Annotated in this window: 24 protein-coding genes and 2 pseudogenes; 17 read left to right on the top strand and 9 right to left on the bottom strand. The window is 65.1% G+C overall.

What is annotated here, in order from left to right:
- Positions 1 to 121 precede the first annotated feature (121 nt).
- The 4 genes and pseudogenes from CU110_RS17780 to CU110_RS14385 all read right to left on the bottom strand — a co-directional run.
- Positions 122 to 625 (bottom strand): annotated as a pseudogene (locus CU110_RS17780) (4Fe-4S binding protein); the annotation flags it as partial.
- Between the two features lie 42 nt (positions 626 to 667).
- Positions 668 to 1,528, bottom strand: coding sequence for an FTR1 family protein (locus CU110_RS14395; RefSeq protein ID WP_084209445.1), 861 nt, complete (start codon positions 1,526 to 1,528; stop codon positions 668 to 670).
- Positions 1,521 to 1,886, bottom strand: coding sequence for a cupredoxin domain-containing protein (locus CU110_RS14390; RefSeq protein ID WP_240665409.1), 366 nt, complete (start codon positions 1,884 to 1,886; stop codon positions 1,521 to 1,523). Before CU110_RS14390 ends, CU110_RS14395 begins: the two co-directional genes overlap by 8 nt.
- Entirely contained in the window at positions 1,861 to 2,466 is a 606-nt protein-coding gene (locus CU110_RS14385) for an iron transporter (protein WP_240665408.1), read from the bottom strand. The genes CU110_RS14390 and CU110_RS14385 overlap by 26 nt, the downstream gene beginning before the upstream one ends.
- A gap of 207 nt (positions 2,467 to 2,673) precedes the next feature.
- On the opposite strand from CU110_RS14385, the gene CU110_RS14380 reads away from it, so the two are divergent.
- Positions 2,674 to 4,773: a GNAT family N-acetyltransferase gene (locus CU110_RS14380; RefSeq protein ID WP_127736458.1), complete on the top strand. Its 2,100-nt coding sequence runs from the start codon at positions 2,674 to 2,676 to the stop codon at positions 4,771 to 4,773.
- Positions 4,766 to 6,220 (top strand): annotated as a pseudogene (locus CU110_RS14375) (aminoacyl-histidine dipeptidase); the annotation flags it as partial. The gene CU110_RS14380 and the pseudogene CU110_RS14375, both read left to right, overlap by 8 nt.
- Before the next feature lie 324 nt (positions 6,221 to 6,544).
- Here CU110_RS14375 and CU110_RS14370 read toward each other — a convergent pair.
- Positions 6,545 to 7,132 (bottom strand): type 1 glutamine amidotransferase domain-containing protein, encoded by a 588-nt coding sequence (locus CU110_RS14370; protein ID WP_084209441.1) that lies wholly within the window; start codon positions 7,130 to 7,132, stop codon positions 6,545 to 6,547.
- Positions 7,133 to 7,346: 214 nt separating this feature from the next.
- On the opposite strand from CU110_RS14370, the gene rmuC reads away from it, so the two are divergent.
- The 4 genes from rmuC to CU110_RS14350 all read left to right on the top strand — a co-directional run bounded on the left by rmuC (position 7,347) and on the right by CU110_RS14350 (position 11,682).
- Complete coding sequence (gene rmuC / locus CU110_RS14365) at positions 7,347 to 9,059, top strand: DNA recombination protein RmuC (protein WP_240665407.1); 1,713 nt, start codon at positions 7,347 to 7,349, stop codon at positions 9,057 to 9,059.
- Positions 9,060 to 9,111: 52 nt separating this feature from the next.
- Positions 9,112 to 9,408, top strand: a complete 297-nt coding sequence (locus CU110_RS14360) for a DUF2282 domain-containing protein (RefSeq protein ID WP_084209440.1) — start codon at positions 9,112 to 9,114, stop codon at positions 9,406 to 9,408.
- Between the two features lie 90 nt (positions 9,409 to 9,498).
- On the top strand, positions 9,499 to 11,160 hold the full coding sequence (locus CU110_RS14355) for a DUF692 family multinuclear iron-containing protein (RefSeq protein ID WP_127736452.1): 1,662 nt from the start codon (positions 9,499 to 9,501) through the stop codon (positions 11,158 to 11,160).
- Between the two features lie 48 nt (positions 11,161 to 11,208).
- Entirely contained in the window at positions 11,209 to 11,682 is a 474-nt protein-coding gene (locus tag CU110_RS14350; protein WP_077378649.1) for a DoxX family protein, read from the top strand.
- 80 nt (positions 11,683 to 11,762) lie between these two features.
- Here the strand turns inward: CU110_RS14350 and CU110_RS14345 are convergent, their stop codons facing one another.
- The 3 genes from CU110_RS14345 to betT form a co-directional block, all read right to left on the bottom strand.
- Positions 11,763 to 12,875 (bottom strand): phosphatase domain-containing protein, encoded by a 1,113-nt coding sequence (locus tag CU110_RS14345; RefSeq protein WP_077378652.1) that lies wholly within the window; start codon positions 12,873 to 12,875, stop codon positions 11,763 to 11,765.
- Between the two features lie 14 nt (positions 12,876 to 12,889).
- Positions 12,890 to 13,369, bottom strand: coding sequence for a Dps family protein (locus CU110_RS14340; protein WP_065392451.1), 480 nt, complete (start codon positions 13,367 to 13,369; stop codon positions 12,890 to 12,892).
- Positions 13,370 to 13,467: 98 nt separating this feature from the next.
- The gene (gene betT / locus CU110_RS14335; protein WP_077378655.1) at positions 13,468 to 15,465 is read right to left on the bottom strand and encodes a choline BCCT transporter BetT; all 1,998 of its coding nucleotides are present in this window, start codon (positions 15,463 to 15,465) and stop codon (positions 13,468 to 13,470) included.
- 103 nt (positions 15,466 to 15,568) lie between these two features.
- Here betT and CU110_RS14330 point away from each other — a divergent pair, with 103 nt between their 5' ends.
- Genes CU110_RS14330 through CU110_RS14290 form a run of 9 tightly spaced genes read left to right on the top strand, consistent with a single transcriptional unit; the run spans position 15,569 to position 20,487 of the window.
- Positions 15,569 to 16,126, top strand: coding sequence for a hypothetical protein (locus tag CU110_RS14330; protein WP_077378658.1), 558 nt, complete (start codon positions 15,569 to 15,571; stop codon positions 16,124 to 16,126).
- Entirely contained in the window at positions 16,126 to 16,503 is a 378-nt protein-coding gene (locus tag CU110_RS14325; protein ID WP_127736449.1) for a hypothetical protein, read from the top strand. Before CU110_RS14330 ends, CU110_RS14325 begins: the two co-directional genes overlap by 1 nt.
- The gene (locus tag CU110_RS14320) at positions 16,500 to 17,102 is read left to right on the top strand and encodes a cache domain-containing protein (RefSeq protein WP_127736446.1); all 603 of its coding nucleotides are present in this window, start codon (positions 16,500 to 16,502) and stop codon (positions 17,100 to 17,102) included. The genes CU110_RS14325 and CU110_RS14320 overlap by 4 nt, the downstream gene beginning before the upstream one ends.
- The gene (locus tag CU110_RS14315; protein ID WP_127736443.1) at positions 17,102 to 17,797 is read left to right on the top strand and encodes a histidine kinase dimerization/phospho-acceptor domain-containing protein; all 696 of its coding nucleotides are present in this window, start codon (positions 17,102 to 17,104) and stop codon (positions 17,795 to 17,797) included. Before CU110_RS14320 ends, CU110_RS14315 begins: the two co-directional genes overlap by 1 nt.
- Positions 17,798 to 17,838: 41 nt before the next feature.
- Positions 17,839 to 18,435: a response regulator gene (locus tag CU110_RS14310; RefSeq protein WP_164850384.1), complete on the top strand. Its 597-nt coding sequence runs from the start codon at positions 17,839 to 17,841 to the stop codon at positions 18,433 to 18,435.
- The gene (locus tag CU110_RS14305) at positions 18,419 to 18,802 is read left to right on the top strand and encodes a hypothetical protein (protein ID WP_127736437.1); all 384 of its coding nucleotides are present in this window, start codon (positions 18,419 to 18,421) and stop codon (positions 18,800 to 18,802) included. Before CU110_RS14310 ends, CU110_RS14305 begins: the two co-directional genes overlap by 17 nt.
- Positions 18,802 to 19,437 carry a DUF1007 family protein gene (locus tag CU110_RS14300; RefSeq protein ID WP_127736434.1) on the top strand — a complete coding sequence of 212 codons (636 nt, stop codon included), beginning with the start codon at positions 18,802 to 18,804 and terminating at the stop codon, positions 19,435 to 19,437. Before CU110_RS14305 ends, CU110_RS14300 begins: the two co-directional genes overlap by 1 nt.
- Positions 19,434 to 19,994, top strand: coding sequence for a hypothetical protein (locus CU110_RS14295; RefSeq protein ID WP_127736431.1), 561 nt, complete (start codon positions 19,434 to 19,436; stop codon positions 19,992 to 19,994). The genes CU110_RS14300 and CU110_RS14295 overlap by 4 nt, the downstream gene beginning before the upstream one ends.
- Positions 19,918 to 20,487, top strand: a complete 570-nt coding sequence (locus CU110_RS14290) for a hypothetical protein (RefSeq protein WP_164850383.1) — start codon at positions 19,918 to 19,920, stop codon at positions 20,485 to 20,487. Before CU110_RS14295 ends, CU110_RS14290 begins: the two co-directional genes overlap by 77 nt.
- Here CU110_RS14290 and CU110_RS14285 read toward each other — a convergent pair.
- Complete coding sequence (locus CU110_RS14285) at positions 20,446 to 20,874, bottom strand: HIT family protein (protein WP_077378676.1); 429 nt, start codon at positions 20,872 to 20,874, stop codon at positions 20,446 to 20,448. The genes CU110_RS14290 and CU110_RS14285 overlap by 42 nt on opposite strands.
- Before the next feature lie 91 nt (positions 20,875 to 20,965).
- Here CU110_RS14285 and CU110_RS14280 point away from each other — a divergent pair, with 91 nt between their 5' ends.
- Together CU110_RS14280 and CU110_RS14275 are read left to right on the top strand one after the other, a co-directional pair.
- Positions 20,966 to 21,973 (top strand): TAXI family TRAP transporter solute-binding subunit, encoded by a 1,008-nt coding sequence (locus CU110_RS14280; RefSeq protein ID WP_077378679.1) that lies wholly within the window; start codon positions 20,966 to 20,968, stop codon positions 21,971 to 21,973.
- 176 nt (positions 21,974 to 22,149) lie between these two features.
- Positions 22,150 to 24,222: a TRAP transporter permease gene (locus tag CU110_RS14275; RefSeq protein WP_205632796.1), complete on the top strand. Its 2,073-nt coding sequence runs from the start codon at positions 22,150 to 22,152 to the stop codon at positions 24,220 to 24,222.
- Positions 24,223 to 24,227: the final 5 nt, after the last annotated feature.

The raw sequence follows: 24,227 nt of genomic DNA, 5'->3' as shown, positions 1-24,227 counted from the left end.
CGAGCTGCTTGAGCGGAATCAATGGCGCGCAGTCAGGCGCATGCGTACGCACGGCATTGCCTTGGCGCACGGCGCGGTTGTGGGCGTTCCAGCGCGCCTGGTCGGTACGGAAGTGGGTCGGCGAGAGGCGCGCCAGCAGATTGAAGACGCCATTCACCGGGCATAGCTGACGGCACCAGACACGTGTGCCCTTGCCGTAGATCAGCCCGACCACGATCGCCGCCACCGTCGAGCCGCCCAGTACCACCAGCGCGCCCAGCGGGTACTGATAGACGCTGGCCAGCTGACCGTAGAGCGTGGTGCCCAGGAAGGCCACGAAGGGCCAGCCTCCCCAGCGCATCCAGCCCGGAATCGGCCGGCCGAGCCCGATGCGGCTGGCGGCCTCCGTCAGGGTACCCTCGGGGCAGAAGACCCCGCACCACACCCGGCCCATCAGCACCATGCTGATCAGCACGAAGGGCCACCACAGCCCCCAGAACACGAATTCGGCGAACACCGTCAGATTGGTGAGGATGTGCGCCTGATAGTCGGGCAGCGGCAGCAATGCCGGCACCACCAGCAGGAAGGCGTAGATGCCCACCACCAGCCACTGGATCAGCTGGATCAGGCCGCGCCGCTGTTGCATCGCCTGGCCGAAACGCGCGATACGCGTGGCTCGGGACGGGCATCAGCTGCGCGCGCGGGCGGTGAGCTGCTTGCGCTGATCCTTGCGCTCCACCTTGCGCTGGCGCTTCATCAGAGTGATGACGATGACCCAGTAGAGGGCATAGCCCAGCACCATGGTGGTGGCGGGCCAGGCGCGATAGCCGGCGAAGGTCGCCAGCAGGCCACCGAGACCGCTGCCATCATCGAGCAGCCAGCTGGAATCCCACAGCGGGTCGAGACCGGCCGGCAGATAGCCCAGGCCGATGAGCTGCTCAAGCCCTGACATCAACAATGACGCGGCCAGCAGCAGCAGCAGGACTTCCGTGACACGGAAGAACAGCTTCCAGGAGAACAGGCGCGAACCCAGCTGCAGGGCCATGAAGGTCGCCACTGCCAGCGCGAAACCGATGAAGGCCGCGAGAGAGAAGCTGCCGATGCCACCGGACTGCAGGCTGGCGGCGCCCATGCCGTAGAGGAAGACGACGGTTTCCGCACCTTCACGTGCCACGGCGATGGCGACCAGTACCGCGACCCCCCAGTAGCTGCCGGAGGAGACGGCCTCGGCCAGGCCGCTCTCGAGTTCTGTCTTGAGAGTCCGGCCCTTGGTCCGCATCCAGAGCACCATCTGGGTGATCAGCAGGCAGGCGATCAGTACCAGCGCCGCCTGGAAGACTTCCTGGGCGGTGCCGGTCAGCCAGGTGTTGGCGCCCATCAGGGCCGCGCCCATCAGCCCGGCCAGCACCAGCCCGGCAACGACCCCACCCCACAGGTAGCGCAGCCCGGCGCGCGTGCCCGACTGCACCAGCCAGGCATGCATGATGCCGATGACGAGAATGGCTTCGACGCTTTCGCGCCAGACGATAAACAGAACCTGATCAAACATGTTCTGCGACGACCTTGCCGCGGGCATCCGGCAGGTGGAAGTCATCGAAGTAGTCGTAGCTGCCGGCACGCAAGGGGTGGATCACCACGAAGGATTTCACGCCCGGGGCCAGCACCTTCTCCTTGCGCAGCGAATTGCTCTCGAATTCGGCGGGCGTGTTGCCCGCGTTGTGCAGCTGGATGACGAATTTCTCGCCGGCCTTGACCTTGAGCACCTCGGGACTGAGCTTGCCGTTGGTGAGCGTCAGGTCATAGGACGGCATGTCGCTGGCCAGCGTCACGCGCGGCAGCAGTACCGCCAGCAGCAGAGCGAGGGTCGGCAGAGGCTGGTGCTCAGTAGCCGCCTTTCTTGCCGACACCGGCATACACGAAGTCGTAATCGGTGGTGATGGTGTCCGGCCACTCGGCGACACCGGTTTCCTTGTCGATGTGACGCGGCATGTCCGGGTGCTGGATGTCGAAGGTCAGGTGGTATTTGCCCGGGCCATCCAGCTTGACGTTCTTGCCATAGTGGGTGCCGTCGTTGGCGATCATCGGTACCAGATCGCCTTCGATCGGAGTATCACTGCCCTGCTTGGTCAGGGTGTAGTGAATGCCCAGATAGGGAATCCAGTCGCCCGGCGCGAAGCCGTTGTCGTTTTCCATCAGTGCGTGGATATCGGCTTCCAGATGGATGTCGGCCTGATTGGCCGGCAGCTTGCCTGCCGGGGCCATCACCACTGGCTGCAGATAGACGGCCGCGATTTCCATGCCGCCTTCCTTGACCGGAGTGCCGATCGGGTATTCCAGTGCCGAGGCCTGGCCCGCCACGAACGGTGCCGCCAGGCTCAGGGCGAGCAGGGCAGGCTTGAGCGCGCGGGGCAGAGTAGTGGTGACGAAATGACGCTGTGGCATCGGGGTCTGGTCTGCCACGTCACCATGCGGCATGCTGCGCGCCATGATGACGACTTCTTCACGTTACCCCGCCCCATTGGACCCTCCCGCCATCGATGCCTGGTGCCGGACACTGCATGAGCGCCTGCTCGCGCGGCATCAGCGCGCCTGTCTGTGGATCAGCGGCGGAGAGGGCACGGGCGGCCAGCGCGTGAGCCTGCTCCGCTTTGGCTGGGCGCCGGAGAGGCGATCACGACGCCGGGCGGGACACACGTGCGCTCGCTGGCGATGGCCAAGGCTGCCACTCAGCTGGGCGGCGAGCAGGCATTGGTCGTCTTCGATGCCGCACATCCGCAGAGTGGTCTTGATCCCGATGCCTTCGGGGCCGTGGCCGGCACTCTGATGGCGGGAGGACTGCTGGTGCTGGTGACGCCTGCCGCCTGGGCCGACGCCGAGCCAGCGCCAGCGCCGGATGGCGACTACGCGCGTCTGGCGCACTGGCCATTCGCGCGTGAGCAGCTTGCGGCGCGCTATCTGGCGCGGCTGGCACGGCGCCTCCAGGCGGATGCCAGCGTACTGCACTGGCCGCAGGGCGAACCGTTACCGACGCTGCCACCCGCCGGGGAGGCAGCGACCCGCGTCGGTGAGGTCACGGACCCTGATTGCCTGACGTCAGATCAGGCCGAGGTGGTGGCCGCGCTGGCGGCGCTCCGCCCGAACCAGCCGGTGGTGATCAGTGCCGATCGTGGCCGCGGCAAGAGTGCCGCGCTGGGCATCGCCGCGGCACGCTGTCTGGCAGCGGGGGAAAGTGTCTGGCTGACGGCGCCACGGCCGGCGGCGGTGGCCGCGGTCTTCGCGCGTCTGGCAGCGCTGCTGCCGCGGGGGCGCCGCGAGGGCAATGCCTTTCGGCTTTGCGTGCCGGCAGTGCACCCCGCGCAAGCCCGGCGGACAGCTGATGGAGCGGAGGTTGCGAGCGAGCTGCGTTTCCTGGCGCCGGACGCCATCGCCGCCGCCCGCCTTGCCTGCCCGGAGGGGCCACTGCCGCGCTTGTTCGTCGATGAAGCAGCCGCCATCCCCACCCCGTTGCTCAAGGCGTCTCTGGCGCATTTTCCGCGCATCGCCTTCGCCACCACCGTCCATGGCTATGAAGGTACCGGGCGAGGGTTCCAGCTGCGTTTCCGCCAGCATCTCGAGCGTCAATGCCCCGGCTGGCAGGCGCTGGAGATGACCACGCCTGTCCGCTGGGCGTCCGGTGATCCGCTGGAGGCGCTGATCGATGATCTGTTGTTGCTCTCGGCTCCGCCATCAACGCTGGCGCCGGTCATGGAGGACCGCAGCGATGTCGAGCAATGGCTGGCCGGCAGTGAGGTCGTCGTGCTGGATCGGGACGCTCTGGCACGCGATGAAGCGATGCTGGAGTCGCTGTTCGGCCTGCTGGTGCAGGCGCATTACCGCACCACGCCGGCGGACCTGCGGCAGCTGCTGGATACCCCGGGGCTCAGGCTGCTGGCGATTCGCCATCAGGAGACCGCCAGTGGCAAGCCGGCATGGCTGGGCGTCGTGGCGGCCGTCGAGGAGGGCGGGTTTCCTGCACCGCTGGCAGAGGATATCTGGCGAGGTCAGCGGCGGCCGCGCGGGCATCTGCTGGCGCAGTCTCTGGCGGCGCATGCCGGACATCAGGCGGCCGCCGAGACGCGCTGGTGGCGGATTCTGCGCATCGCGATACATCCCGCACTGTGGCGGCGTGGGCAGGGGGCGCGCTTGCTCAATGCGCTGGAGCAGCAGGCACGGCTGGCGGGTGTCACGCGTCTCGGCACCAGTTTCGGGGCCGAGGCGGGACTGGTGGACTTCTGGCTGTCCCAGGGCTTCATGCCACTGCGCATGGGGCTCAAGCGGGATGCGGCCAGTGGCGAGCATGCGGTGATGATGGGCAAGGCGACGGGGGAGGACTGGATGAGGCCGCGCGTCACGGACTCGCACTGGCCCTGGCCGGCCAGGATGCACCAGCCTTCATCGACTGGGCCCAGCGTCAGGGCATCGTGGGGCGCAAGGCGCGTGATCGCTGGTGTCGTGCGGCGGCAGGGCGTCTCGTCGAGGCGCACGGTGCCCTGCCTGCCGGCGATCATTGATCAGAGGCCGGGGATGCCGATCGGTCCCGGCATGTCGGGAATCGGCGAGCAGCCGCTCAGCATCAGCAGGCCAGCAGTGGCGGAAAGGACGGATAACAGCAGAAGTCGGCGGGGCATGAGGGCTCCGGTTCATCCTTGCATATTCGCAGTCACTGATCGACAGGCACCGACAACCACTAGCCACGGCCGTGGACGGTTCCGTATGCTCGGGGATGACAAGAACAGGAAACTTCGCCATGAATGAGCATATCGACACGTTGGAACCCGCCATTGTCTGGCGTCATTTTCGTACCCTGTGCAATATCCCGCGCCCTTCCGGGCATGAAGCGGCACTGGTTGAGCATCTGATTGAGTGGGCGCAGTCGCGCGGCCTCGCGCATGACCGCGACGATTTCGGCAACCTGCGTCTGCGCAAGGCGGCCACCCCCGGCCATGAGAGCGCGCCGGGGATCGTGTTGCAGGGGCATCTCGACATGGTGGCCCAGGCGGCCAGTGACTCCCGCCATGACTTCACCCGTGATGCGCTCGAGACCTATCTCGAGGATGGCTGGCTCAAGGCGCGCGGCACGACGCTGGGCGCCGACAATGGCCTCGGCGTCGCCGCGGCGCTGGCGGTGCTGGAAGACGAGACGCTGGTGCATGGTCCGCTGGAGGCGTTGTTCACCCTCGAGGAAGAAACCTCGATGGGCGGCGCATTGAATCTGGCCGAAGGCTGGCTGGAAGGGCGCTACCTGCTCAATCTGGACTCGGAGGACCGTGGCCAGGTCTATATCGGTTGCGCTGGCGGTGCGGACATCAATGTCGCGCACGAATTCGCCACGTCCTCGCTGAAGGATGCCGAGGCGGAGCTTGAGCTCACCATCGGCGGGCTGGTCGGAGGACATTCCGGGCTCGACATCCATCGTGGGCGCGGCAATGCCAACCGCCTGATGTCACGGGCACTGGTGGCGCTGGCGGAATTCTCGCCGCGTCTGGTCAGCTGGTCTGGCGGTACGCTGCGCAATGCACTGCCACGCGAGGCGACCGTCGGCGTGGTGCTGTTCGATGAGCGTGTCGCGGCAGCCCGCCAGCGCCTGGCGGAATTCGAGGCGCAGATTCGCGATGAGCTGCGTGACACGGACCCGGACGTCACCCTCAGCGTGACGCGCGGCAATGCCGAGAGTGCCCTGTCCGTCGAGGATACCCAGCGGCTTGTCGCCGTACTGGATGCCGCGCCCTATGGCGTGGAGCGCATGAGCGCAGCCGTGGAAGGCGTGGTGGAAACCTCCAACAATCTCGGTGTGGTCCAGCTGCGTGAGGGGAGTTTCCATCTCTGCGCCCTGGTGCGCTCGCTGCGTGATGATGCGGTCTCCATGATGGAGCAGCGCATCCGCGGGCTGTTCGGCCTGTTGGGGGCGCACACTCAGGCCGAGAATGCCTACCCGGGTTGGCAGCCGCAGCCTGAGGCGGAGCTTTTGGCGCGATTCTGCCGCCTGCACGAGCGCGTCACCGGCCGCGCGCCGGAGATCAAGGTCATCCATGCCGGTCTGGAATGCGGCATCCTGGGGGCCAAGTATCCCCAGCTCGAGATGATTTCCTTCGGCCCCTTGATTCGCGGTGCGCACTCGCCCAGCGAGCGCGTCGAGGTCGACTCGGTCGGGGAATTCTGGCAGGTGCTCAAGGGACTGATCACGACGCTTGCCGAGCCGCGCGCTGGCTGGGCACTTCGAGAGTGCGTCAGCTCAGTGGATATTGATGCGTATCGCCGGGAAGCCGATGCTCACGCCATCGTGACGGCGGCGCAGGTCATGGCGGCGCGAATCGTATTGTCGATACTGATGAGGCGCGTAGCGCTCATGTTGGTAGTAGCGGTGCTGGGGAATGCGGTGACGTGTGTCGTGGGGGAATGCGGTGACGTGTGTCGTGGCGAGAGTGATGGCGCTCCACCCGCGGCTCGTCGAACATCCTCAGATGGCGGCGCTTGATCGCCTCATGGCGGCTTTGCGGCGTGCTGTGACGCTCGATGGTCTGCGAGATCAGGCGTGTTGATGCTGATGCTTGCCCTCGGCGAGCTCCTCGAGCAGCTTGGCATTGAAGGCATCGAGGTCATCCGGCTTGCGGCTGGTGACCAGCGCGCTGTCACACACGACGTCGCTGTCCTGCCACTCGGCACCGGCGTTTCGCAGGTCCTGGGCGACGGAGGGGAAGGAGGTCATCTTGCGGCCTTCGACCACCCCGGCGTTGATCAGGATCCACGGCGCGTGACAGATGGCGGCCACCGGCTTGTGGGCCTGGAAGAAGCTGCGCACGAAGTTCAGTGCGGTCTCGTCCTGGCGCAGGGTATCGGGATTGAACAGGCCGCCCGGCAGTACCAGACCGTGATAGTCGTGTTCGCTGGCATCGCTGAGCGAGGTGTCGACCTGGTAGGTCTCGCCCCAATCCGTCTCGGCCCAGGCGCGGATGCCGTCTTTCTCCGGCGAGACGATGTGTACCTCGACGCCCGCCTCCTGCAGTGCGGCGCGCGGCACCGCGAGCTCGGATTCCTCGAAGCCATGGGTCGCGAGAATGGCCACGCGCTTACCTTGCAGTTGTTGACGTGTCTGCTGATCGGTCTGCTGTGTCATGCAAATCTCCTTTCCGTGCTTCGGCTCTTGCGAGCGTGTTGGGCAGAGAAGGGAAAAATTCTGCTCTCAGCATGCGTTACTCACTGAGGTGAGCGCCCCACGTTGATGCAGCGAAATCCCGTCCTTTCGTGCCCTGACACTCAAGACATGGATGCGCGATACTGACTTTCAAGGGGGTGACCCCACTGCGTTTTCACCGGCCATGGAGTGCCCGATGCCTCTGCTTTCTGAATCTTCCGCCGTGATGTGGTTGCTGGTCGGCGTGCTGTTGATGCTGTCGTTGATCCTGGGGTTGGGCTGGCGGCGAACCCGCGAGCAGCTTCACGCTCTCGAAGAGAGCAGTGACGAAACCCGGCAGGCGTTGCAGCAGACGCTTGAAGAGGCGCGGGAGCTACAGCAACAGGCCGAGCAGCGGGCGGCCCTGGTCGAGCAGCGTGCCGCACTGGATGGGCAGCAGGCGGAGCAGCAGCAACGCCATCTGAGCCAGTCGCTGGAGGAGGCGCGCCAGGCGCGCGATGCGCTGACGGAACAGCTCGCCACGCTGCGCGAATCGCTGCAGGGGCGGCTTGATGAACAGTCGCGTGCGCTGAGTGAACAGCAGACCCTGGCACGCAGCCTGACCCGCCAGCAGGAAGTGCTGGAGGCCCAGCTGCTGGAGCGTGAGGAGCGTCTCGAGACATTGACCGAGCGCTACGCCGAGCTGCGCGAGACGCATGCCTCGCTGGTCACGCGTCAGCGTCAGGAGGCCACTCATCACGCCGAGCAGCTGGCACTGCTCAACGACTCCCGCGAACGCCTGAGTCAGGAATTCGAGCAGCTGGCAGGCAAGGTGTTCGAGGAGCGCCAGCAGCGTTTCACCGCCGCCAGTGGTGCCCAGCTCGAACAGTTGCTCAAGCCGTTTCGCGAGCAGGTCGGGGACTTTCGTCAGCGCCTCGAGCAGCTGCATGGCGAGGAGGTACGCGAACGCACCAGCCTCAAGAGTCAGCTCGACCAGCTGGCGGGACTCAATCGCCAGATCACCGAGGAAGCGGCCAATCTGTCACGTGCGCTCAAGGGCGACAGCAAGATGCAGGGCAACTGGGGCGAGATGATTCTGGAGACCGTGCTCGAGCGCTCCGGCCTGCGAGAGGGGATCGAGTTCAAGCGCGAGGTGTCGTTCAGCGGTGAAGGCGGGCGCCAGCGCCCGGATGCCATCGTCTACCTGCCGGACAACAAGCATCTGATCATCGATGCCAAGGTCTCGTTGAGCGCCTACACCGACTACGTCAATGCCGCGGATGAGACGGCGCGGGCGCGAGCCCTGAGGGCGCATCTGGCCTCGGTGCGCGGCCACGTCACGGGACTGGCGCGGCGCAACTATCCTGCCATCGAGGGGCTGGGGTCACCGGATTTCGTGTTCCTGTTCCTGCCGATGGAGCCCGCCTTCGCGCTGGCCTTCGAGCATGACGACAGCCTGTTCCAGGACGCCTTCACCCAGGGCGTGGTGATGGTGACGCCGACCACCTTGCTGGCCAGTCTGCGCACCGTGGCCAGTCTGTGGAGTCTGGAGCGCCAGAACGACAATGCGCGCGTGATCGGTGAGCGTGCCGGGGCGCTGCTCGACAAGTTCCGCGGACTTGCCGAATCCCTCGAGGAGCTTGGTAGCCAGCTGGGCCGTACCCGCGAGGCGCACGATACCGCCATGAAGCGTCTGGCCAGCGGGCGCGGCAACCTGATCAGCCGTGCCGAGGAGCTACTGGAGCTCGGTGCGCGCATGAAGAAGCCGTTGCCCGAGACCCTGGTGCGTCAATCCCGTGACTCCCTGCATCACCAGGGGCCGGTCTCTGGCCCGACATCGCAGTCCGGCAAAAAATTCGACATCTTCTGCATCCGTTCTCCGGACCTCCCCGTAAGTTGGTTTGAGCCTGCGGTAATGGGGCGAAAATGACAAATGAACAACTTTCAGCTCATGAATGAGCGTTTTCTCAGGAGATGTGCCCATGTCTACCAAGTCCAACAAGTCCGCCAAGACCGCTTTCGCCCTGGCTTCCGCCCTCGGTACCGCCGTAGCGCTGTCTGCCGCCGTGGTCTCCATTCCGGCGCATGCCGCAGGCATGGAAAAGTGCTATGGCGTGTCGCTGGCCGGTGAGAATGACTGCGCTGCAGGCCCGGGCACCTCCTGTGCCGGCACTTCGACCGTCGATTATCAGGGCAATGCCTGGAAGCTGGTCCCGGAAGGTACCTGCACCTCCATCGAAACGCCCACTGGCACCGGCAGCCTGGAAGAGATCAAGTAAGCATCACGCCTCGGGTCTCCCCCGAACCTGACGTCCGGTGGGCGGGTGTCTCACCCCTCCGCCGGACGCTCGCAGAATCGAGAGGTCGTCATGCACGAGTCATCCCCCACCTCCCGCAGCCCGGATTTCGGTACGGCCTTGCCGTCGTTCGATGACATGGCCACGGGAATCAGCCTCAAGGCGCAGCATGTCAGGGAGCTGATGTCATCACGGCCGGCGCTGGGGTTCCTCGAGATTCATGCCGAGAACTACATGGGCGCAGGCGGAGCTCCCCATGCGCGGCTGGATGCGCTGCAGGAGTATCCGCTGTCGATCCATGGTGTCGGCCTGTCGCTGGCATCGGATCGTCCGCTGGAGGCCGCGCATCTGGCGCGCCTTCGAGCGCTCTGCGAGCGTCACCCGCCCACCAGTGTGTCAGAGCATCTGGCCTGGGCCGGCCATAGCGGCCACTTCTACAACGACCTGCTGCCGGTGCCATTGACCGACGCGATGCTGGCACGGGTCAGCGATAACCTGATGCGGCTGCAGGACTGCCTGGGCCGCCAGGTATTGATCGAGAATCCCGCACACTATCTGCGCTTTGATGCGCAGGCTCTGGGCGCGGAGTTGATTCCCGAGACGAATTTCCTGACTCGCCTGGTCGAGCGCAGCGGCTGTGGACTGTTGATCGACGTCAACAATGTCTTCGTCTCGGCGCACAACATCGGTGTCGATCCTGCGGCCTGGCTTGAGTCGATCCCGGCCGCGGCCGTCGGCGAGATCCATCTGGCGGGTCATGTCGTCGATGAGCGCGAAGGCCTGCTGATCGACAATCACGGTGCGCCGGTCTGCGAGGCGGTATGGGCCTTGTATGCCGACTTCATCCAGCGAGTCGGGCCGCGCCCGACCCTGATCGAGTGGGATACCCAGGTGCCGGCGCTGGAGGTGTTGCTGGGGCAGACGGCTCGGGCCGAGCAGGTTCTGCAGAGCGCCTTGGTTCAGCAGCTCACCTGGCAGCGGGCCTTCATCACGGCGCTTGAGCAGCCTGACCGTCATCTGCCGGGCATCGAGGCGGCACATCAGGGGCGTCTTGACGTCTATCGCAACAATGTCTGGGCCAGCCTGATCTCCGCGCTGCAGGACGCCTATCCCGTGACGCGTCAGGTCGTGGGCGAGCGCTTCTTCGCGGCACTGGCGCATGATCACTCACGCCGTCACCTGCCGGAATCGCCCTTGATGATGGAGTACGGGGCGGGGCTTGCCGAGACCTTGCACACGACTCTGACGACGCTGGTCGAGCATCGACAGGCATCGGCCGCTCAGCTGCCGTTCTACGCGGTGGATCTGGCGCGGTTCGAGGCCGCGCGTCTCACGGCCTATCACGCCGCCGACGCTGAAGTGCTGGCACCGGCCAGGCTGGCGCAGCTGTCACCCGAGGCGGTGATGGCGTTGACCTTCCTGCCTCATCCCGCGGCAGGTCTGCTGCGCCTGGAGCATGCGATCTTCGAGGTATGGCAGCGCCACCAGAATGAGGGAGCCAGCCTTGAAGGCCTGGATGTCGCGCGGCCCGAGAACCTGCTGATCACCCGTCCGGTCCTGGAGGTTCAGGTGACGGTGCTGTCAGAGGCGGCTGCCTGGTTGCTCGACCTGCTGTTGGCGGGTGAATCGCTCGCGGATGCGGCCGCCATGCTGGCGGATGTCCATCCCGAGCAGGACCTGGGGCAGCTGCTGGCCCCTCTGCTGGCAAGTGGCGTGTTTCTCGCGCCGGACTAGTGTCGCCCTTTTTCTCGCGCACTGGCGCATCCTTGAGGAGGCCTCATCATGAGCCTTGAGTCATCCACGACGCCCGCGGTCCGTACCGGTGTGGCGGGGCAAGTCCTGAACGTGTTCGTCTGGCTGGAAAATCTGCGCATGGATGCCGTGCTGATCCTGATGCGCATCGTCATTGGCGCCGTGTTCTTCATGTCAGCGCAGACCAAGGTCGACGGCTTCGCGCTCAAGGAAAGTACCTTCTTCCTGTTCGAGTACGAATACGCGTTGCCGCTGGTCCCGCCGGTACTGGCCGCCTATCTGGCCACGATTGCCGAGCATCTCTTCCCGCTGATGCTGTGGCTGGGCCTGGGCTCCCGCCTTGCCGCGCTGGGTCTGGCCGGCATGACATTGACCATTCAGCTGTTCGTCTACCCGGAAGCCTGGGTAACCCACGGTCTGTGGCTGTCCAGTCTGCTGGTACTGGTGCTGCAGGGCCCGGGGCGTCTGTCACTGGATCACCTGATTCGCTCACGTATCGCCTGATCTTGCCAGCTGGCCTCATTGCCAGCTGGCCACAACGCAAGACGGAGACCTGCGTTGTGCGTCTCGCGTCTTGTCGTTGTTCAGACAGGCTCTTCGGCGCGCTGATGCTCGATCTCGGCACGTACCATCTCGACACTGGCGGCATCGATGTAGTCATTGGCGTGTGCATGATGCGCCATGTCGAGGCTGTCGGTGCTCAACAGCATGTCGCAGCCCAGTGCGGAGAGCTCCTCGCCCAGCGTGGCCAGCTCTGCCTTGCGCGATTCGGAGTCACCGATCTGGCGAATGTAGATGGCGCAGATGCGGCCCGGGTAACGGCGCACGACATCGGCATAGACCTCCGGATCATGCTGACCGCTGTCTCCTATGAGCAGGAACTGCATCTCGTCATACAGGTCGAGCATCTTCTCGATCAGCGCCTGCTTGTGGTCTTCCGAGCGCTTGGGCAGGGGGCGCTGCAGCGTCAGCCCCCATTCGCGCAGGAACAGGATGGGGCCGACCGGGATGCGGTTGTGCTGGAAGAACACCTCCAGCATCTCATAGATGCTCCAGGGGCCGCGTGAGACGTAGAGCAGCGGGCGACTCTGCTGACCGTCGCTGCCCTCGTGGAGCGCCTGATAGAGCGCGGCGACTCCCGGGAAGGCAGTGCGTCGCTCGGCGGATTCGATGAACAGCCGATAGAGCATCTTGAGCTTGTTGGCGACACCGGTGTACATCACGGTGTCGTCGATATCGCTGATCACGCCCAGCCGGGTGCTGGCCGGTGGCAGGTAGACCTGGGCCTCGCCCTCGACAGCGGCCTGCTTCGGCGGCCGGGCGGTGATCCGTGCCGTCTGCCATTGGCCTTGATCTGCCAAGGGCGACAGCAGAGGCAGGTGGACGCTGAAGTAGCCATCGCGGTCGGTGACGACCGTGGTCTGGTTGCCGCCAAGGCTGACGTCCACCTCCACGCCGCCCTTGCCCCAGCGCAGCAGACGGCGGCCGACATCCATCAGGTCGCGCCCGGCCCCGGGCGCCAGCTGACTGCGCGAGCCGGGCTGCTGGAAGATGCGGCCCATCAGAAAGGCTTCATTGTGTGAGCCATAGCCACGATAGGCATGGATGACGCAACCATCCTTGCCCTGGGCATGGCGCATGGGCTTGGCAGCCACATGCAGCAACTTGCGTAGCAGACGTGTCAGCGGCAGTGACATGCAACCCTCCTGGTTCACTCGCCCAGGTAGGCGGACAGCATCCAGACCGTCTTTTCCTGCTCGCGGATGTAGTCGCCGACCAGCGAGGCAGTCCCTTCATCGTCGGCATCGGAGGCGACGGAGAGGATTTCACGCTGCAGCTCGATCAGGGACTTATAGCCGGTGAGCAGACCCTTGACGCAAGCGGTGCCATCGCTGACGTGGGTGTCTTCCTTGATGGTCGCCACGCGAGCGTAATCGCTGTAGGCGTGCATCGGCTCGTGACCCAGGGTCAGGATGCGCTCGGCGATCTCGTCGACCTTGGTCAGCAGGTCGGTGTAGGTTTCCTCGAACTTCACGTGCAGCTCGAAGAACTGGTTGCCCTTCACGTTCCAGTGATAGCCACGCGCGTTCATGTAGAAGGTCTGGTAGTTGGCCAGCAGCACATTGAGGTGCTCCGCCAGCTGGGTTGCGCTGGAAGTATGCAGGCCAATGGCATTGGTATCGGTGGACATGAAGACTCTCCTTGAGAATGACGCAAAGGCCCCGCACGGGGCGGGGCCTTTGCGACAGCCAGACCAGCAGCTGTCATCACTTCAGCAACGCTCAGGCGTCAGTTGCGCGCCATGTGCAGGAAGTGCATGTGCTTCTCGTACTGATCCAGTACATCACCGATGACCTGCTCCTTGGTGTAGCCCATCAGGTCATAGGTCTGGCCGCCTTCGCGCAGGAAGACCTCGGCCCGGTACTGGCGCTCCACGTCACTGGTGCCCTTGCGCTTGACGTTGCGCAGCGCGAAGGCCGGTGCCGCATACTCGCGGACACGTACGCCATAGATGAAGTCGATCTCGTCGCCATGGCTGACCTGCAGATAGCTGCGGTCATCTTCGTCGTTGACGCGCACATCCAGTCCCTGCGCCTCGAACTCCTTGGCGACATCCGACAGCGCCGGCGTCACGACATCCGACAGATACTGCTCGACATTCTTCTGCTGCGGCGTCTCGACCAGGGTCTGGACGCGCTTCTGCCAGCTGCGTGCACCACCGGCGGTATGCCCCGGCGTGTTGCTGAGATGCTGCATGGAGCGCTGCTTGACGCCTTCAAGACGCAGCGCCTTGAGCAGGCCGTAGCAGACGAACATCAGGATGATGGCGAAGGGCAGAGCAGAGGCCAGCGAGGCGGTCTGCAGTGCGCCGAGACCCCCGGCCATCAGCAGCGCCACGGCCACGAAACCTTCGGACACGGCCCAGAAGATGCGCTGCCAGACCGGAGATTCATCGCCTTCCTTCGAGGTCAGCATGTCGATGACCAATGAGCCGGAGTCGGAGGAGGTGACGAAGAAGGTCACCACCAGCACCGTGGCCAGCAGGGAGGTCACGCTACCGAACGGGAACAGTTCCAGGAACTTGAACAGTGCCACGGAGGCATCCGCGGAGACGGCCTCGGCCAGATTGCCAGCGGCGTCGGTCATCAACAGGTGCAGTGCACTGTCGCCGAAGAAGGTCAGCCACATGAAGGTGAAGCCCATCGGCACGAACAGCACGCCATAGACGAATTCACGGATGGTACGACCACGCGAGACGCGTGCGATGAACATGCCGACGAACGGGGACCACGCGATCCACCAGCCCCAGTAGAACAGGGTCCAGCCACCCAGCCACTCGGACGGGCCGTCTTCCGGGATGTAGGCGAACATGTTGAAGGTCTTGTCGACCACTTCGCTGAGGTAGCCACCGATGTTCTGGATCAGGGTCTGCAGCAGGAAGATGGTCGGGCCAACGCACAGCACGAACAGCATCAATGCCAGCGCAAGACCGAGGTTCAGCTCGGAGAGACGACGGATGCCGCCGTCCAGCCCCATGACTACGGAGATGGTCGCCAGGCCGGTGATGATGGCGATCAGGATGACCTGGGTGGTCAGGCTGTTGTCGATATCGAACAGATAATGCAGACCGGAGCTGACCTGCAGCACCCCCAGACCCAGCGAGGTGGCCACCCCGAACATGGTGCCGAAGACGGCGAAGATGTCGACGGCATGACCGATCGGGCCGTGGATGCGCTTGCCGATCAGCGGGTACAGCGCGGAGCTGATGCGCAGCGGCAGGTTGTGGCGGAAGCTGAAGTAGGCCAGCGCCAGTGCCACGACGGCATAGACGCCCCAGGCGTGGATGCCCCAATGGAAGAAGGTGGTCTTCATGGCCTCGCGAGCGGCTTCCACGGTACCGGCATCGCCCACGGGCGGTGCGGTGAAGTGGAAGACCGGCTCGGCGACACCATAGAACATCAGGCCGATACCCATGCCCGCGGAAAACAGCATCGCGAACCAGGAGCCGTAGCTGAAGTCCGGCTCGGAGTGGTCCGGCCCCAGCTTGATGTCACCGGATTTCGAGAAGGCGAGCCCCAGCGTGAAGACCACGAACAGCCCCATGGCCAGCAGGTAGAACCAGCCGACGGTATCGATGATCCAGGTCTGGACGTGGCCGAAGACCACGTTCGCCGTCTCGGGCATGGATACGGTGAAGATCACGAACGCCAGTATCACCACGGCGGAGCCGAAGAAGACTGGTGGATTGATCTTCGCGACCGTAGGTTGGTCGGCATTTTCTGACATAAATTTCTCTCCCTGATTGCCTGTTCGACGATAATGGTAACTTATTGAACCTGTGGCGTCGTGAGTTGTCCGCGCCATATCGTTTCCATGTGTAACCGATGATGTGTCTCGCACGGGGCTGCTCATCTCGGGCCTGCTGCTGTTGAGCGGCTGTTCCACGCTGACGAGTCAGGACCCGCTATCTGCCCATGACAGCGAAGCGCTGCCTGCGGCCTGCATCTTCCCGCGTCAGGGCGATGCCGATCAGTGGCTGCGCGCCGCCGCCGAGGTCGTGGAGGCCCGCGGCTACAAGGTGCGCGAAAGTGAGCTGTCGCTGGGCCTGGTGACCGGGGAGCGCAAGGTCGACCAACCGGGACTCGGGGCCATCGAGGGGCCCTTCGGCTCTCGCATCGGGTTCTCGGTGGGCTACGGCGTGGCCGCCGGGCGTGGCATCGGTGTCGGGGTGGGCAATGACGTCTATCGGGACGACCCGATCAGTTTCGAGCGCATCTCGCTGGTGGCACCGGACGAGCGAGTGCGCGTGATCCGTGATGAGCAGGTCATCAACCAGGGCGGGTATGTCATCGATGCTCGACCACAGAATCTCAGCGAGAGCTGTCAACAGATCGAACGTCAGCTGGAAGCCGCGCTGGCGGGCCGTGATCCTCGAGAGGTGCGCTGATGAACGCCCTGCTGTCGCTGGGCGGCTGCATGACACAGCCGACCCATGCGCCGGACTCCCGTACCGCGGTGATCGCGCCCGACAGCGGCACGCTGACCTCCCGGCAGGTCTTCGTCACGCTGATGACCACGCTTGCGGAGCGCGGCTTCATCATCGAGCGGGCAGACCCGGATCTCGAGCGGCTGGATGCCAGCTACGCCGCCAGACCACCGCTGACCCTCGACGCCTGGGTGAGTGAGGTGAACGGCCAGATTCGTCTGAGCGTGACGGGTGACAGCAATGGCGCCGAGATCGCGCCGGGGCGTCTCGACAACCTGCTGGTGGACGTGGCAGTGGCGCTGAACGCACGTACCGTGCCGGTGATCGGCACGCCATGATCGCCGCCGATATCGCCGAGTCCGGCAATCGTCTCGACTGGCACCTGCAGCGTGTGGCCCGGGAATCCGGCGCCGCCGCGATCTTCCTGACGGATGCCTCCGGCGTGACGCTGGCCGCGAGCAACTTCGATGAATCTGACAGCTTCGTGGGCCATCGCTACGCCTACCGGCCCTATTTCCTGGATGCGATGGCGGGCGGGCGCGGGGAATTCTTTGCGGTGGGCAATACCACGGGGCGCCCCGGCTACTTCGTGTCCGCGCCCGTGGCGGGGGCGGACGGCCAGCCGCTGGGCGTGCTGGTGGTCAAGGTCTCGCTGGAGGCGCTGGAGGATACCTGGCGCCAGGCCGGCGAAACGGTACTGCTGGCCGATGCCAATCGTGTCGTGCTGCTGGCCTCACGGCGGAGCTGGAAATACCGCACCCTCGAACCTCTCGCGCCCGCCGCTCTCGACGACATCCGGGCGCAGCAGCAATTCCGCGGGGCGCCGCTCTCCCCGCTGGCGCGCTCGCTGGAAGACGGCAGTCTGGTGCTGGGGGCCAGCGCTATCTGGATGAGTCGCTGTTCAGTGGTCCGCTGGCCTGGCAACTGCACTTTCTGATGCCGCTGCGGCCTCTCTATATACAGGCGCGCAACACCATGCTGGCCGGGCTGGCGGTACTGCTGGGGCTGGGCATGCTGGCGCTGTGGATGCGCGAGCGTCAGGCGCGCCTTCGGCTCATCCGGCGTGAGGCGGTGGTCATGCGTGAGATCAACGAGCGTCTCGAGGAGCGTGTCGCCGAGCGCTCCCGCGAGCTTGAGGCCACCCGTGACGAGCTGGTGCAGGCGGGCAAGCTGGCGGCGTTGGGCACCATGGCTGCCGGCATTGCCCATGAACTCAATCAGCCGCTGGTCGGCATTCGCACCTATGCCGCCAGTGGCGGGAAGTTGCTGACGCGTGGCGTGTCTCAGGCGACGACCCGCCCGGAGCTGCTGCCACGTGCCGCCGAAGCGGCGAGCGGCAATTTCACGCGTATCGCGGCACTGGCCGAGCGTCTGGGCGACATGATCCGCCAGTTGCGGGTGTTCGTGCGGCCGGCCAGTCAGCAGCCGCCAGCGCCGCTGGCACTGGTGCCTCGCATCGAGTACGCCCTGGAACTGCTTGATGAGCGGTGCGAGCTTCTGGGGCTCGTGATCGAGCGGCAGGGACTGATGCCAGAGGTGCGGGTGATAGGAGAGCAGGCGCGCCTCGAGCAGCTGCTCACCAATCTGATCCGCAATGCCGTGGATGCGCTGGAGGGTCAGCAGCGCGCCTGACTCAGGATCATGAGCTGACCCGCGAGGCGCCCATCTGGCTGGTGGACGACGACCCGGCCGTGCGGGAATCGCTGTCTCAGTGGCTGGAACTTGCGGACCTCAACCTGCGATGCTTCCCGAGAGCCGAGGCCTTGCTGGAAGCGCTGGCCGCCGGCGAGCCGGTCAGTGTGGTGATCAGTGACATTCGCATGCCGGGCATGGATGGGCTGACGCTGCTGTCACGGCTCACGCTCGAGGCGCCGGAGCTGCCGGTGCTGATGATGACAGGGCATGGCGATGTGGCCACTGCGGTCTCGGCCATGCAGGGCGGAGCGCGCGATTTCATCGAGAAGCCCTTTGACCCGGAAGCGCTCGAGCTCAAGCTGCGTCAGGCGCTGGCAGGCCGGCGGCTGAGCGATGAGAACCAGCGGCTGCGTCGTCGCCTGAGCGTGCGGGGGCTTGCCGGTCTGCTACGTGGTGAAAGCGCGAAGATACGTCAGTTGCGCGAGCAGATACTGGAGCTCAAGGGGCATCCGGCACGCGTCTGGATCACGGGGGAGTCGGGCAGCGGGCGGACCACCACGGCGCTGGCACTCGCCGAGCATGCGCCGGTCGAGCGGCGCGGCGTCGAGCGGCGCAGCATTGTCCGAGGCGATTGATGAGGCTCTTCAGGCCGCTCCCGAGATGAATACCCTGTTGCTGCATGACGTCGACGTCCTGAGCCGTGAGCAGTGGCAGTGGCTGGACGCCTGGCTGAACGCTCAGCCCGAGGGCGGACGTCGCGCGCCGCGGGTGGTCTTCAGCGCCGAGTGCAGCGTCCAGGCCTTGGTGGCCTCCGGCACGCTGGGGCTGACGCGGGGGCACGCGCTGGCGGAGATCGAGCTGGTCACGCCGACACTGCGTGAGCGGCGCGAGGATATCCCGTTGTTGATGGCGCATTTCAGCCGCCAGGCCGCCGACGTTCATCAGGTTCCTGACCTGCCCTTCGTCCGGGGCGAGCTGACGACCCTCATGGCGGCCGACTGATGGTCAGTCAACCGGCGCTTGCCCATCCGCATGGCTGGGTGGATCTGCGCGTGACCCTGCGCCTGGATGATCAGGGGCGGGCGGTGGCATTGCGTCAGTACTGGTTGCTGGACCCCTTCTATAGCCTGACGCTGCGGCAGGAGCTGGCCGCCCTGCAGGACGATACCAGCATGGAGCAGCGCCTGGATGCGCTGGGCAGCGAGATCCTCGCCAATCTTTCCCAGTTCGATTATTACACCCATGTTCAGCGTGACGGAGCGCCGGTGGCGCTGGGAGAGGCGACACGCCAGACCACCTGGCTCAAGGGGGAGCGCGTCGCCTTCCAGATGGAACTGCCTCTGGCCGAACCCGTGCCGATGGCCGGCCATACGCTCAGTTATCGCATCTATGATCCCACCTATTACATCGAGATCCTGCATGACCCGGATGCGATCGCCGTCCAGGAAGGGCTGGTGATCAAGGGGTTGTCCTCGCAGCAGGTGCCGATGGACTGTACGGCGAAGATCGCCAAGGCAGACCCGGATCCCCAGAAGGTCGCCGAGGCCTCGATGCTGGATATCAATGCCACCGCGCCGATGGATCTTGGCCAGTATTTCGCCGATGTCGGCAGTGTCCATTGTGAGGCGTCTCGATGAGCGATGAGCACAAGGACACCACCGGGCTTGGGGATGTCAAAAGCCTCAAGGGCATGCGTGATGGCCTGCTCAAGCCGGCCTCTTCGCGAGGGCGACGCCTGGCCGGCTGGCTGGCCCTCGGATTCGGATTGATCGTGCTGGGCATGGCCCTGTGGCCGAGTCTGGTACAGGCCTGGGGTGAGGCGCTGGGCTGGATCTTCGCTGAACAGTCGCGTTTTCAGCGCTCGCTCGGGCGTGCCATGAGCGAGCTTGCCGCGCACCCCGGCACCCCCTGGGCGCTGATCGGGCTGTCCTTCACCTACGGAGTGCTGCATGCGGCGGGCCCCGGCCATGGCAAGGTGGTGATCAGTACGCTGCTGGCCAGCCAGCCCATCGCGCGGCGACGTGCGCTATGGCTCTCGCTGCTGGCGGCCTTGCTGCAGGGCGTGAGTGCGCTGGTGCTGGTGGGGCTGGGGGCGGGACTGCTCGACTGGGCCGGGCGTGAGGTGCTCGGGCAGGTCCGAGCCGTCGCATGGTCGCGACCACTCTCACGGCCACGATCATTCACACGGGCATGACTGCGGTTGCGGCCATGCGCATGGCGTGACGGCGGAGCAGGCCAGCGGCGACTGGCGCACCATGGGCATGGCGGTGCTGGCGATCGGCCTGCGGCCGTGTTCCGGCGCGATTCTGGTATTGCTGGCCGCGCTGGCGCTGAATCTGGTCGGCAGCGGGGTACTGGCGGTGCTGGCGATGTCACTGGGCACCGCGCTGACGGTGGGCAGCGTGGCGATGGCCACGCTGCTGATGAAGGCCAGCGGGCGTCTGGCGGCGGGCACGGCGCGTCTGACCGGCAAGCGCGAAGCGGGCGGAGTGCTTCGTCAGTGGCCATGGGCCGCGGTGATCGGGCTGCTCGGCGGGATCGTCATCAGCGTGTTCGGGGCTTTGTTGGTCGCCAGCAGTCTCAAGGCGCTGGACTCTCCCACCGGACGCGGTGCCTCGCCGTTCGGGCGCGCGGCGCAGAGCGCGCTAGAAGGAATAGGTCGGCAGCTCGGCGATCTTCATGCGTAGCGTGTCAATCAGCGTGGTGAGCGCTTCATTGTCATAGGCCTTCGGGCGTCCCACTCCCCAGACCGGCCCGGGCCAGGTGGCATCATCGCTGCTGCGGGCGATCACGTGTACATGCAGCTGTGACACGACATTGCCCAGGGTGCCGATATTGAGCTTTTCGCCGTCACTGAGCTGCATCAACAGCTCGCCGAGCAGGGTGGTCTCGTGCCACAGCTGGTGCTGGGAATGGCTGTCCAGCTCATAGACTTCGCGAATGTCCGCACGGCGTGGCACCAGCATCAACCAGGGATAGCGCGCATCGTTCATGAGGCGCACGCTGCACAATGCCAGATCGGCCACGAAGTGAGTGTCTGCCTCCAGCTGCGGGTGCAGGGTGAAATCATTCATTGTCGTTCCTCGGAATGTCTCCAGTGTGACCAGATCGGCAGAATCCTGCCACTTTTCGGTTTGCCCGGCAGGCCCGCCAAGGAGTCATTCCATGCAAAAGCGCCAGTTCCTCAAGGCCGGCCTCGGTCTCGCCATCGCTGCCTCTCTGGGCCTCAGTGCCGCAGCCCAGGCGGAAGGCAAGTACATCATGGGTACCGCGACCACCGGCGGTACCTTCTATCCCGTCGGTGTGGCGCTTTCCACGCTGATCAAGGTCAAGCTCGAGCCGACCGCCGGCATCTCGGTGTCCGCGATCTCCTCCGCCGGCTCCGGCGAGAACCTCAAGCTGATGGAAGAGAACCAGGCCCAGTTCGGTATCATCCAGGGCCTCTATGGCGCCTGGGCATGGAATGGCACTCCGCCGGTCAACAAGGCGCACAAGGACCTGCGCAGCATCTCGATGCTGTGGCAGAACGTCGAGCACTTCGTGGCACGCAACGATGAGGTCAAGACCGGCACCATCGAGGACATGACCAACTTCTATGGCAAGAGCTTCTCCATCGGCAAGAAGAACTCCGGCACCGAGGGCTCGGGTCGCTTCATTCTCGAGCAGCTGGGCATCGATGCCGACAAGATGAATCTGGCCTACATGGGCTATGGCCCGAGTGCCGACGCGATGCAGAACGGCAACATCGATGGCATGAACATTCCGGCAGGCGCACCGGCTTCCGCCGTGACGCGTGCCTACGCCAACCTCGGTGACGAGATCACCACGCTGGACTTCACCGAAGAGCAGCTGGCCAAGGTCAATTCCCAGTTCGAGCTGTGGACACCGTATGAAATCGCCGCTGGCACCTATCCGGGCCAGGACAAGGCGATCAACACCATCGCCCAGCCGAACATCCTCGTGGTACGTGATGACGTCTCCGAAGAAGACGTCTACCAGATCACCAAGACCATGTACGAGAACCTGCCGTTCTTGAACAACATCCACCCGGCCACCAAGGCCATGGCACTCGACAAGGCCATCGCTGGTCTGCCGCTGCCGCTGCACCCGGGTGCCGTGCGTTACTTCAAGGAGCAGGGCATCGAGATCCCTGAGCGTCTGATCGCCGACTGACCCACCCCTGATGACGCCACACGTCGCCGCCGCGCCATCGCTGTCTGATCCCGTCTTGAGGCACCGCCATGCATGATTCCCGCTCGCCAGAGCCCTCTCGTCCCACTGAAGCCGTGCCGGATGCGCCGGACCTGTCCGGTGTGCGCGATGAATCCGTCGAAGCCGCGCCATGGCGCATGGAACTGCCCTGGCTAGGGCGGGCCGTGTTCGTGATTTCCATCGTCATCTGTCTGGCGCATCTGTACTTCAACACCATCTCGACCCTGTCGGAGCTGTGGGTGAGCGCGTTGCACTTCGGGCTGTTCGGCCTGCTGTGCGCGCTGACCATCCCGATGCTGACGCCGTCCAGTGATGGTGCCAAGCGCTGGGTGCTGGGTGTGGATGTCATGCTGGGGCTGGCGGCACTGGGTTGCGGTCTCTATCTGATCGGCTTCGAGGATGCGCTCTATGATCGTGGGGTCGTGTTCTCCCCCGCGGACTGGGTGGTCTCCATCGTCGCGGTGGGGCTGATTCTCGAGTTCGCGCGGCGCACCACCGGCTGGTTCATCCCGGTGCTGTGTCTGATCGCGCTGACCTATGTGGCCTGGTGGGGCAAGTATGTCGGTGGCGTGTTCAACTTCCCGGGCCTGACCTGGGAGACGGTGCTGTTCAGAAGTTTCATCGGCGGCGAAGGGATGCTGGGCTCCATCGCGCGCATCTCCTGGTCCTACGTGTTCATGTTCATCCTGTTCGGCGCCTTCCTGGTCAAGTCCGGCGCGGGTGACTTCATCATCGATCTGGCGCGCTGCGCGGCGGGTCGCTTCAAGGGTGGCCCGGGCTTCGTGGCCGTGTTCGCCTCCGGCCTGATGGGCTCGGTCTCCGGTTCCAGTGTCGCCAACACCGTCTCCACCGGCGTGATCACGATCCCGCTGATGCGGCGTGCCGGCTTCCCGGCGCGCTTCGCGGCAGGTGTGGAGGCCGCCGCCTCCACCGGTGGCCAGCTGATGCCGCCGGTGATGGGCGCGGGCGCCTTCATCATGGCGTCCTATACCCAGGTGCCGTACCTGACCATCGTCGGCGTGGCCGCCTTGCCGGCGCTGCTCTACTTCCTGTCTGTCGCCATGTTCGTGCGCATCGAGGCCAAGCGCTCCGACGCCACGGCGCTGGATGACCCGCAGGGCCCGCGCCTCAAGGACGTGCTCAAGGATGGCTGGCACTATCTGGCACCGCTGTTCGTGCTGGTCGGTGCACTGATCTACGGCTTCACGCCGACCTACGCCGCCGGCATCGCGATCCTGTCCGTCATCGCGGCCTCGTGGCTGTCGAAGAACCCGATGAAGCTCGGCGACATCATCGAGGCGATGCTGGCCGGGGTGCGCAACATGACCACCACGGCGATTCTGCTGATCACCGTCGGGCTGATCGTCAATGTCGTCTCCACCACGGGGATCGGCAACACCTTCTCGCTGATGATCACCGACTGGGCGGGTGGCAGCCTGCTGATCACCATCATCCTGGTCGCGCTGGCGTCCTTGATCCTGGGCATGGGGCTGCCGGTGACGGCGTCCTATATCGTGCTGGGCACGCTGTCCGCCCCGGCGCTCTACAACCTGATCGCGCACTCCCAGCTGGTGGATCTGCTGGCGGCGGGCAACCTGCCGGAGCAGGCCAAGGCCATCTTCATGCTGGCGGCACCTGACAAGCTGGACCTGCTGGGCGCGCCGATGAGCATGGACGCCGCACGTGAACTGCTGGCCCTGGTGCCGGATACCTTCCAGAGCCAGCTGTATGAGCAGGCGCTGTCGCCGCACGTGCTGACCATGGCACTGGTGAGTGCCCACATGATCATCTTCTGGCTGTCCCAGGACTCCAACGTCACGCCGCCGGTCTGCCTGACCGCCTTCGCGGCTGCCGCCATCGCCAAGACACCGCCGATGAAGACAGGCCTGATGGCGTGGAAGATCGCCAAGGGGCTCTACATCGTGCCGCTGCTGTTCGCCTGGAGTCCGCTGATCTCCGGTGACATCGGTGAGATGCTGACGGTCTTCGTGTTCGCGCTGTTCGGGATCTACGCTATCGTGGCGGGCATGGAAGGCTATCTGGAGCACGAACTGCCCTGGTGGCTGCGTCTGGCGATGTTCCCGCTGGGAGCGCTGATGCTGTGGCCGCATGGTCAGCTGACCTATGATATTGCCGGGCTGGCCATCTTCCTGGGCGTGCTGACCTACAGCGTGCGCCAGAGTGGCCGTCAGGAAGCTCTGGCTTCCTGAGACGG

The organism is Cobetia sp. ICG0124, from assembly GCF_004006355.1.
In the GTDB taxonomy this organism is placed as follows: Bacteria; Pseudomonadota; Gammaproteobacteria; order Pseudomonadales; family Halomonadaceae; genus Cobetia; species Cobetia marina.
This window is presented reverse-complemented; position numbering and strand designations above follow the sequence as displayed.

Coding starts and splice junctions, on each gene's coding strand:
- CU110_RS14395 (WP_084209445.1), bottom strand. CDS start 1,528: ATGTTTGATCAGGTTCTGTTTATCGTCTGGCGCGAAAGCGTCGAAGCC.
- CU110_RS14385 (WP_240665408.1), bottom strand. CDS start 2,466: ATGGCGCGCAGCATGCCGCATGGTGACGTGGCAGACCAGACCCCGATG.
- CU110_RS14370 (WP_084209441.1), bottom strand. CDS start 7,132: ATGACACAGCAGACCGATCAGCAGACACGTCAACAACTGCAAGGTAAG.
- rmuC (WP_240665407.1), top strand. CDS start 7,347: ATGCCTCTGCTTTCTGAATCTTCCGCCGTGATGTGGTTGCTGGTCGGC.
- CU110_RS14360 (WP_084209440.1), top strand. CDS start 9,112: ATGTCTACCAAGTCCAACAAGTCCGCCAAGACCGCTTTCGCCCTGGCT.
- CU110_RS14355 (WP_127736452.1), top strand. CDS start 9,499: ATGCACGAGTCATCCCCCACCTCCCGCAGCCCGGATTTCGGTACGGCC.
- CU110_RS14350 (WP_077378649.1), top strand. CDS start 11,209: ATGAGCCTTGAGTCATCCACGACGCCCGCGGTCCGTACCGGTGTGGCG.
- CU110_RS14345 (WP_077378652.1), bottom strand. CDS start 12,875: ATGTCACTGCCGCTGACACGTCTGCTACGCAAGTTGCTGCATGTGGCT.
- CU110_RS14340 (WP_065392451.1), bottom strand. CDS start 13,369: ATGTCCACCGATACCAATGCCATTGGCCTGCATACTTCCAGCGCAACC.
- betT (WP_077378655.1), bottom strand. CDS start 15,465: ATGTCAGAAAATGCCGACCAACCTACGGTCGCGAAGATCAATCCACCA.
- CU110_RS14325 (WP_127736449.1), top strand. CDS start 16,126: ATGAACGCCCTGCTGTCGCTGGGCGGCTGCATGACACAGCCGACCCAT.
- CU110_RS14320 (WP_127736446.1), top strand. CDS start 16,500: ATGATCGCCGCCGATATCGCCGAGTCCGGCAATCGTCTCGACTGGCAC.
- CU110_RS14315 (WP_127736443.1), top strand. CDS start 17,102: ATGCCGCTGCGGCCTCTCTATATACAGGCGCGCAACACCATGCTGGCC.
- CU110_RS14300 (WP_127736434.1), top strand. CDS start 18,802: ATGGTCAGTCAACCGGCGCTTGCCCATCCGCATGGCTGGGTGGATCTG.
- CU110_RS14295 (WP_127736431.1), top strand. CDS start 19,434: ATGAGCGATGAGCACAAGGACACCACCGGGCTTGGGGATGTCAAAAGC.
- CU110_RS14285 (WP_077378676.1), bottom strand. CDS start 20,874: ATGAATGATTTCACCCTGCACCCGCAGCTGGAGGCAGACACTCACTTC.
- CU110_RS14280 (WP_077378679.1), top strand. CDS start 20,966: ATGCAAAAGCGCCAGTTCCTCAAGGCCGGCCTCGGTCTCGCCATCGCT.
- CU110_RS14275 (WP_205632796.1), top strand. CDS start 22,150: ATGGAACTGCCCTGGCTAGGGCGGGCCGTGTTCGTGATTTCCATCGTC.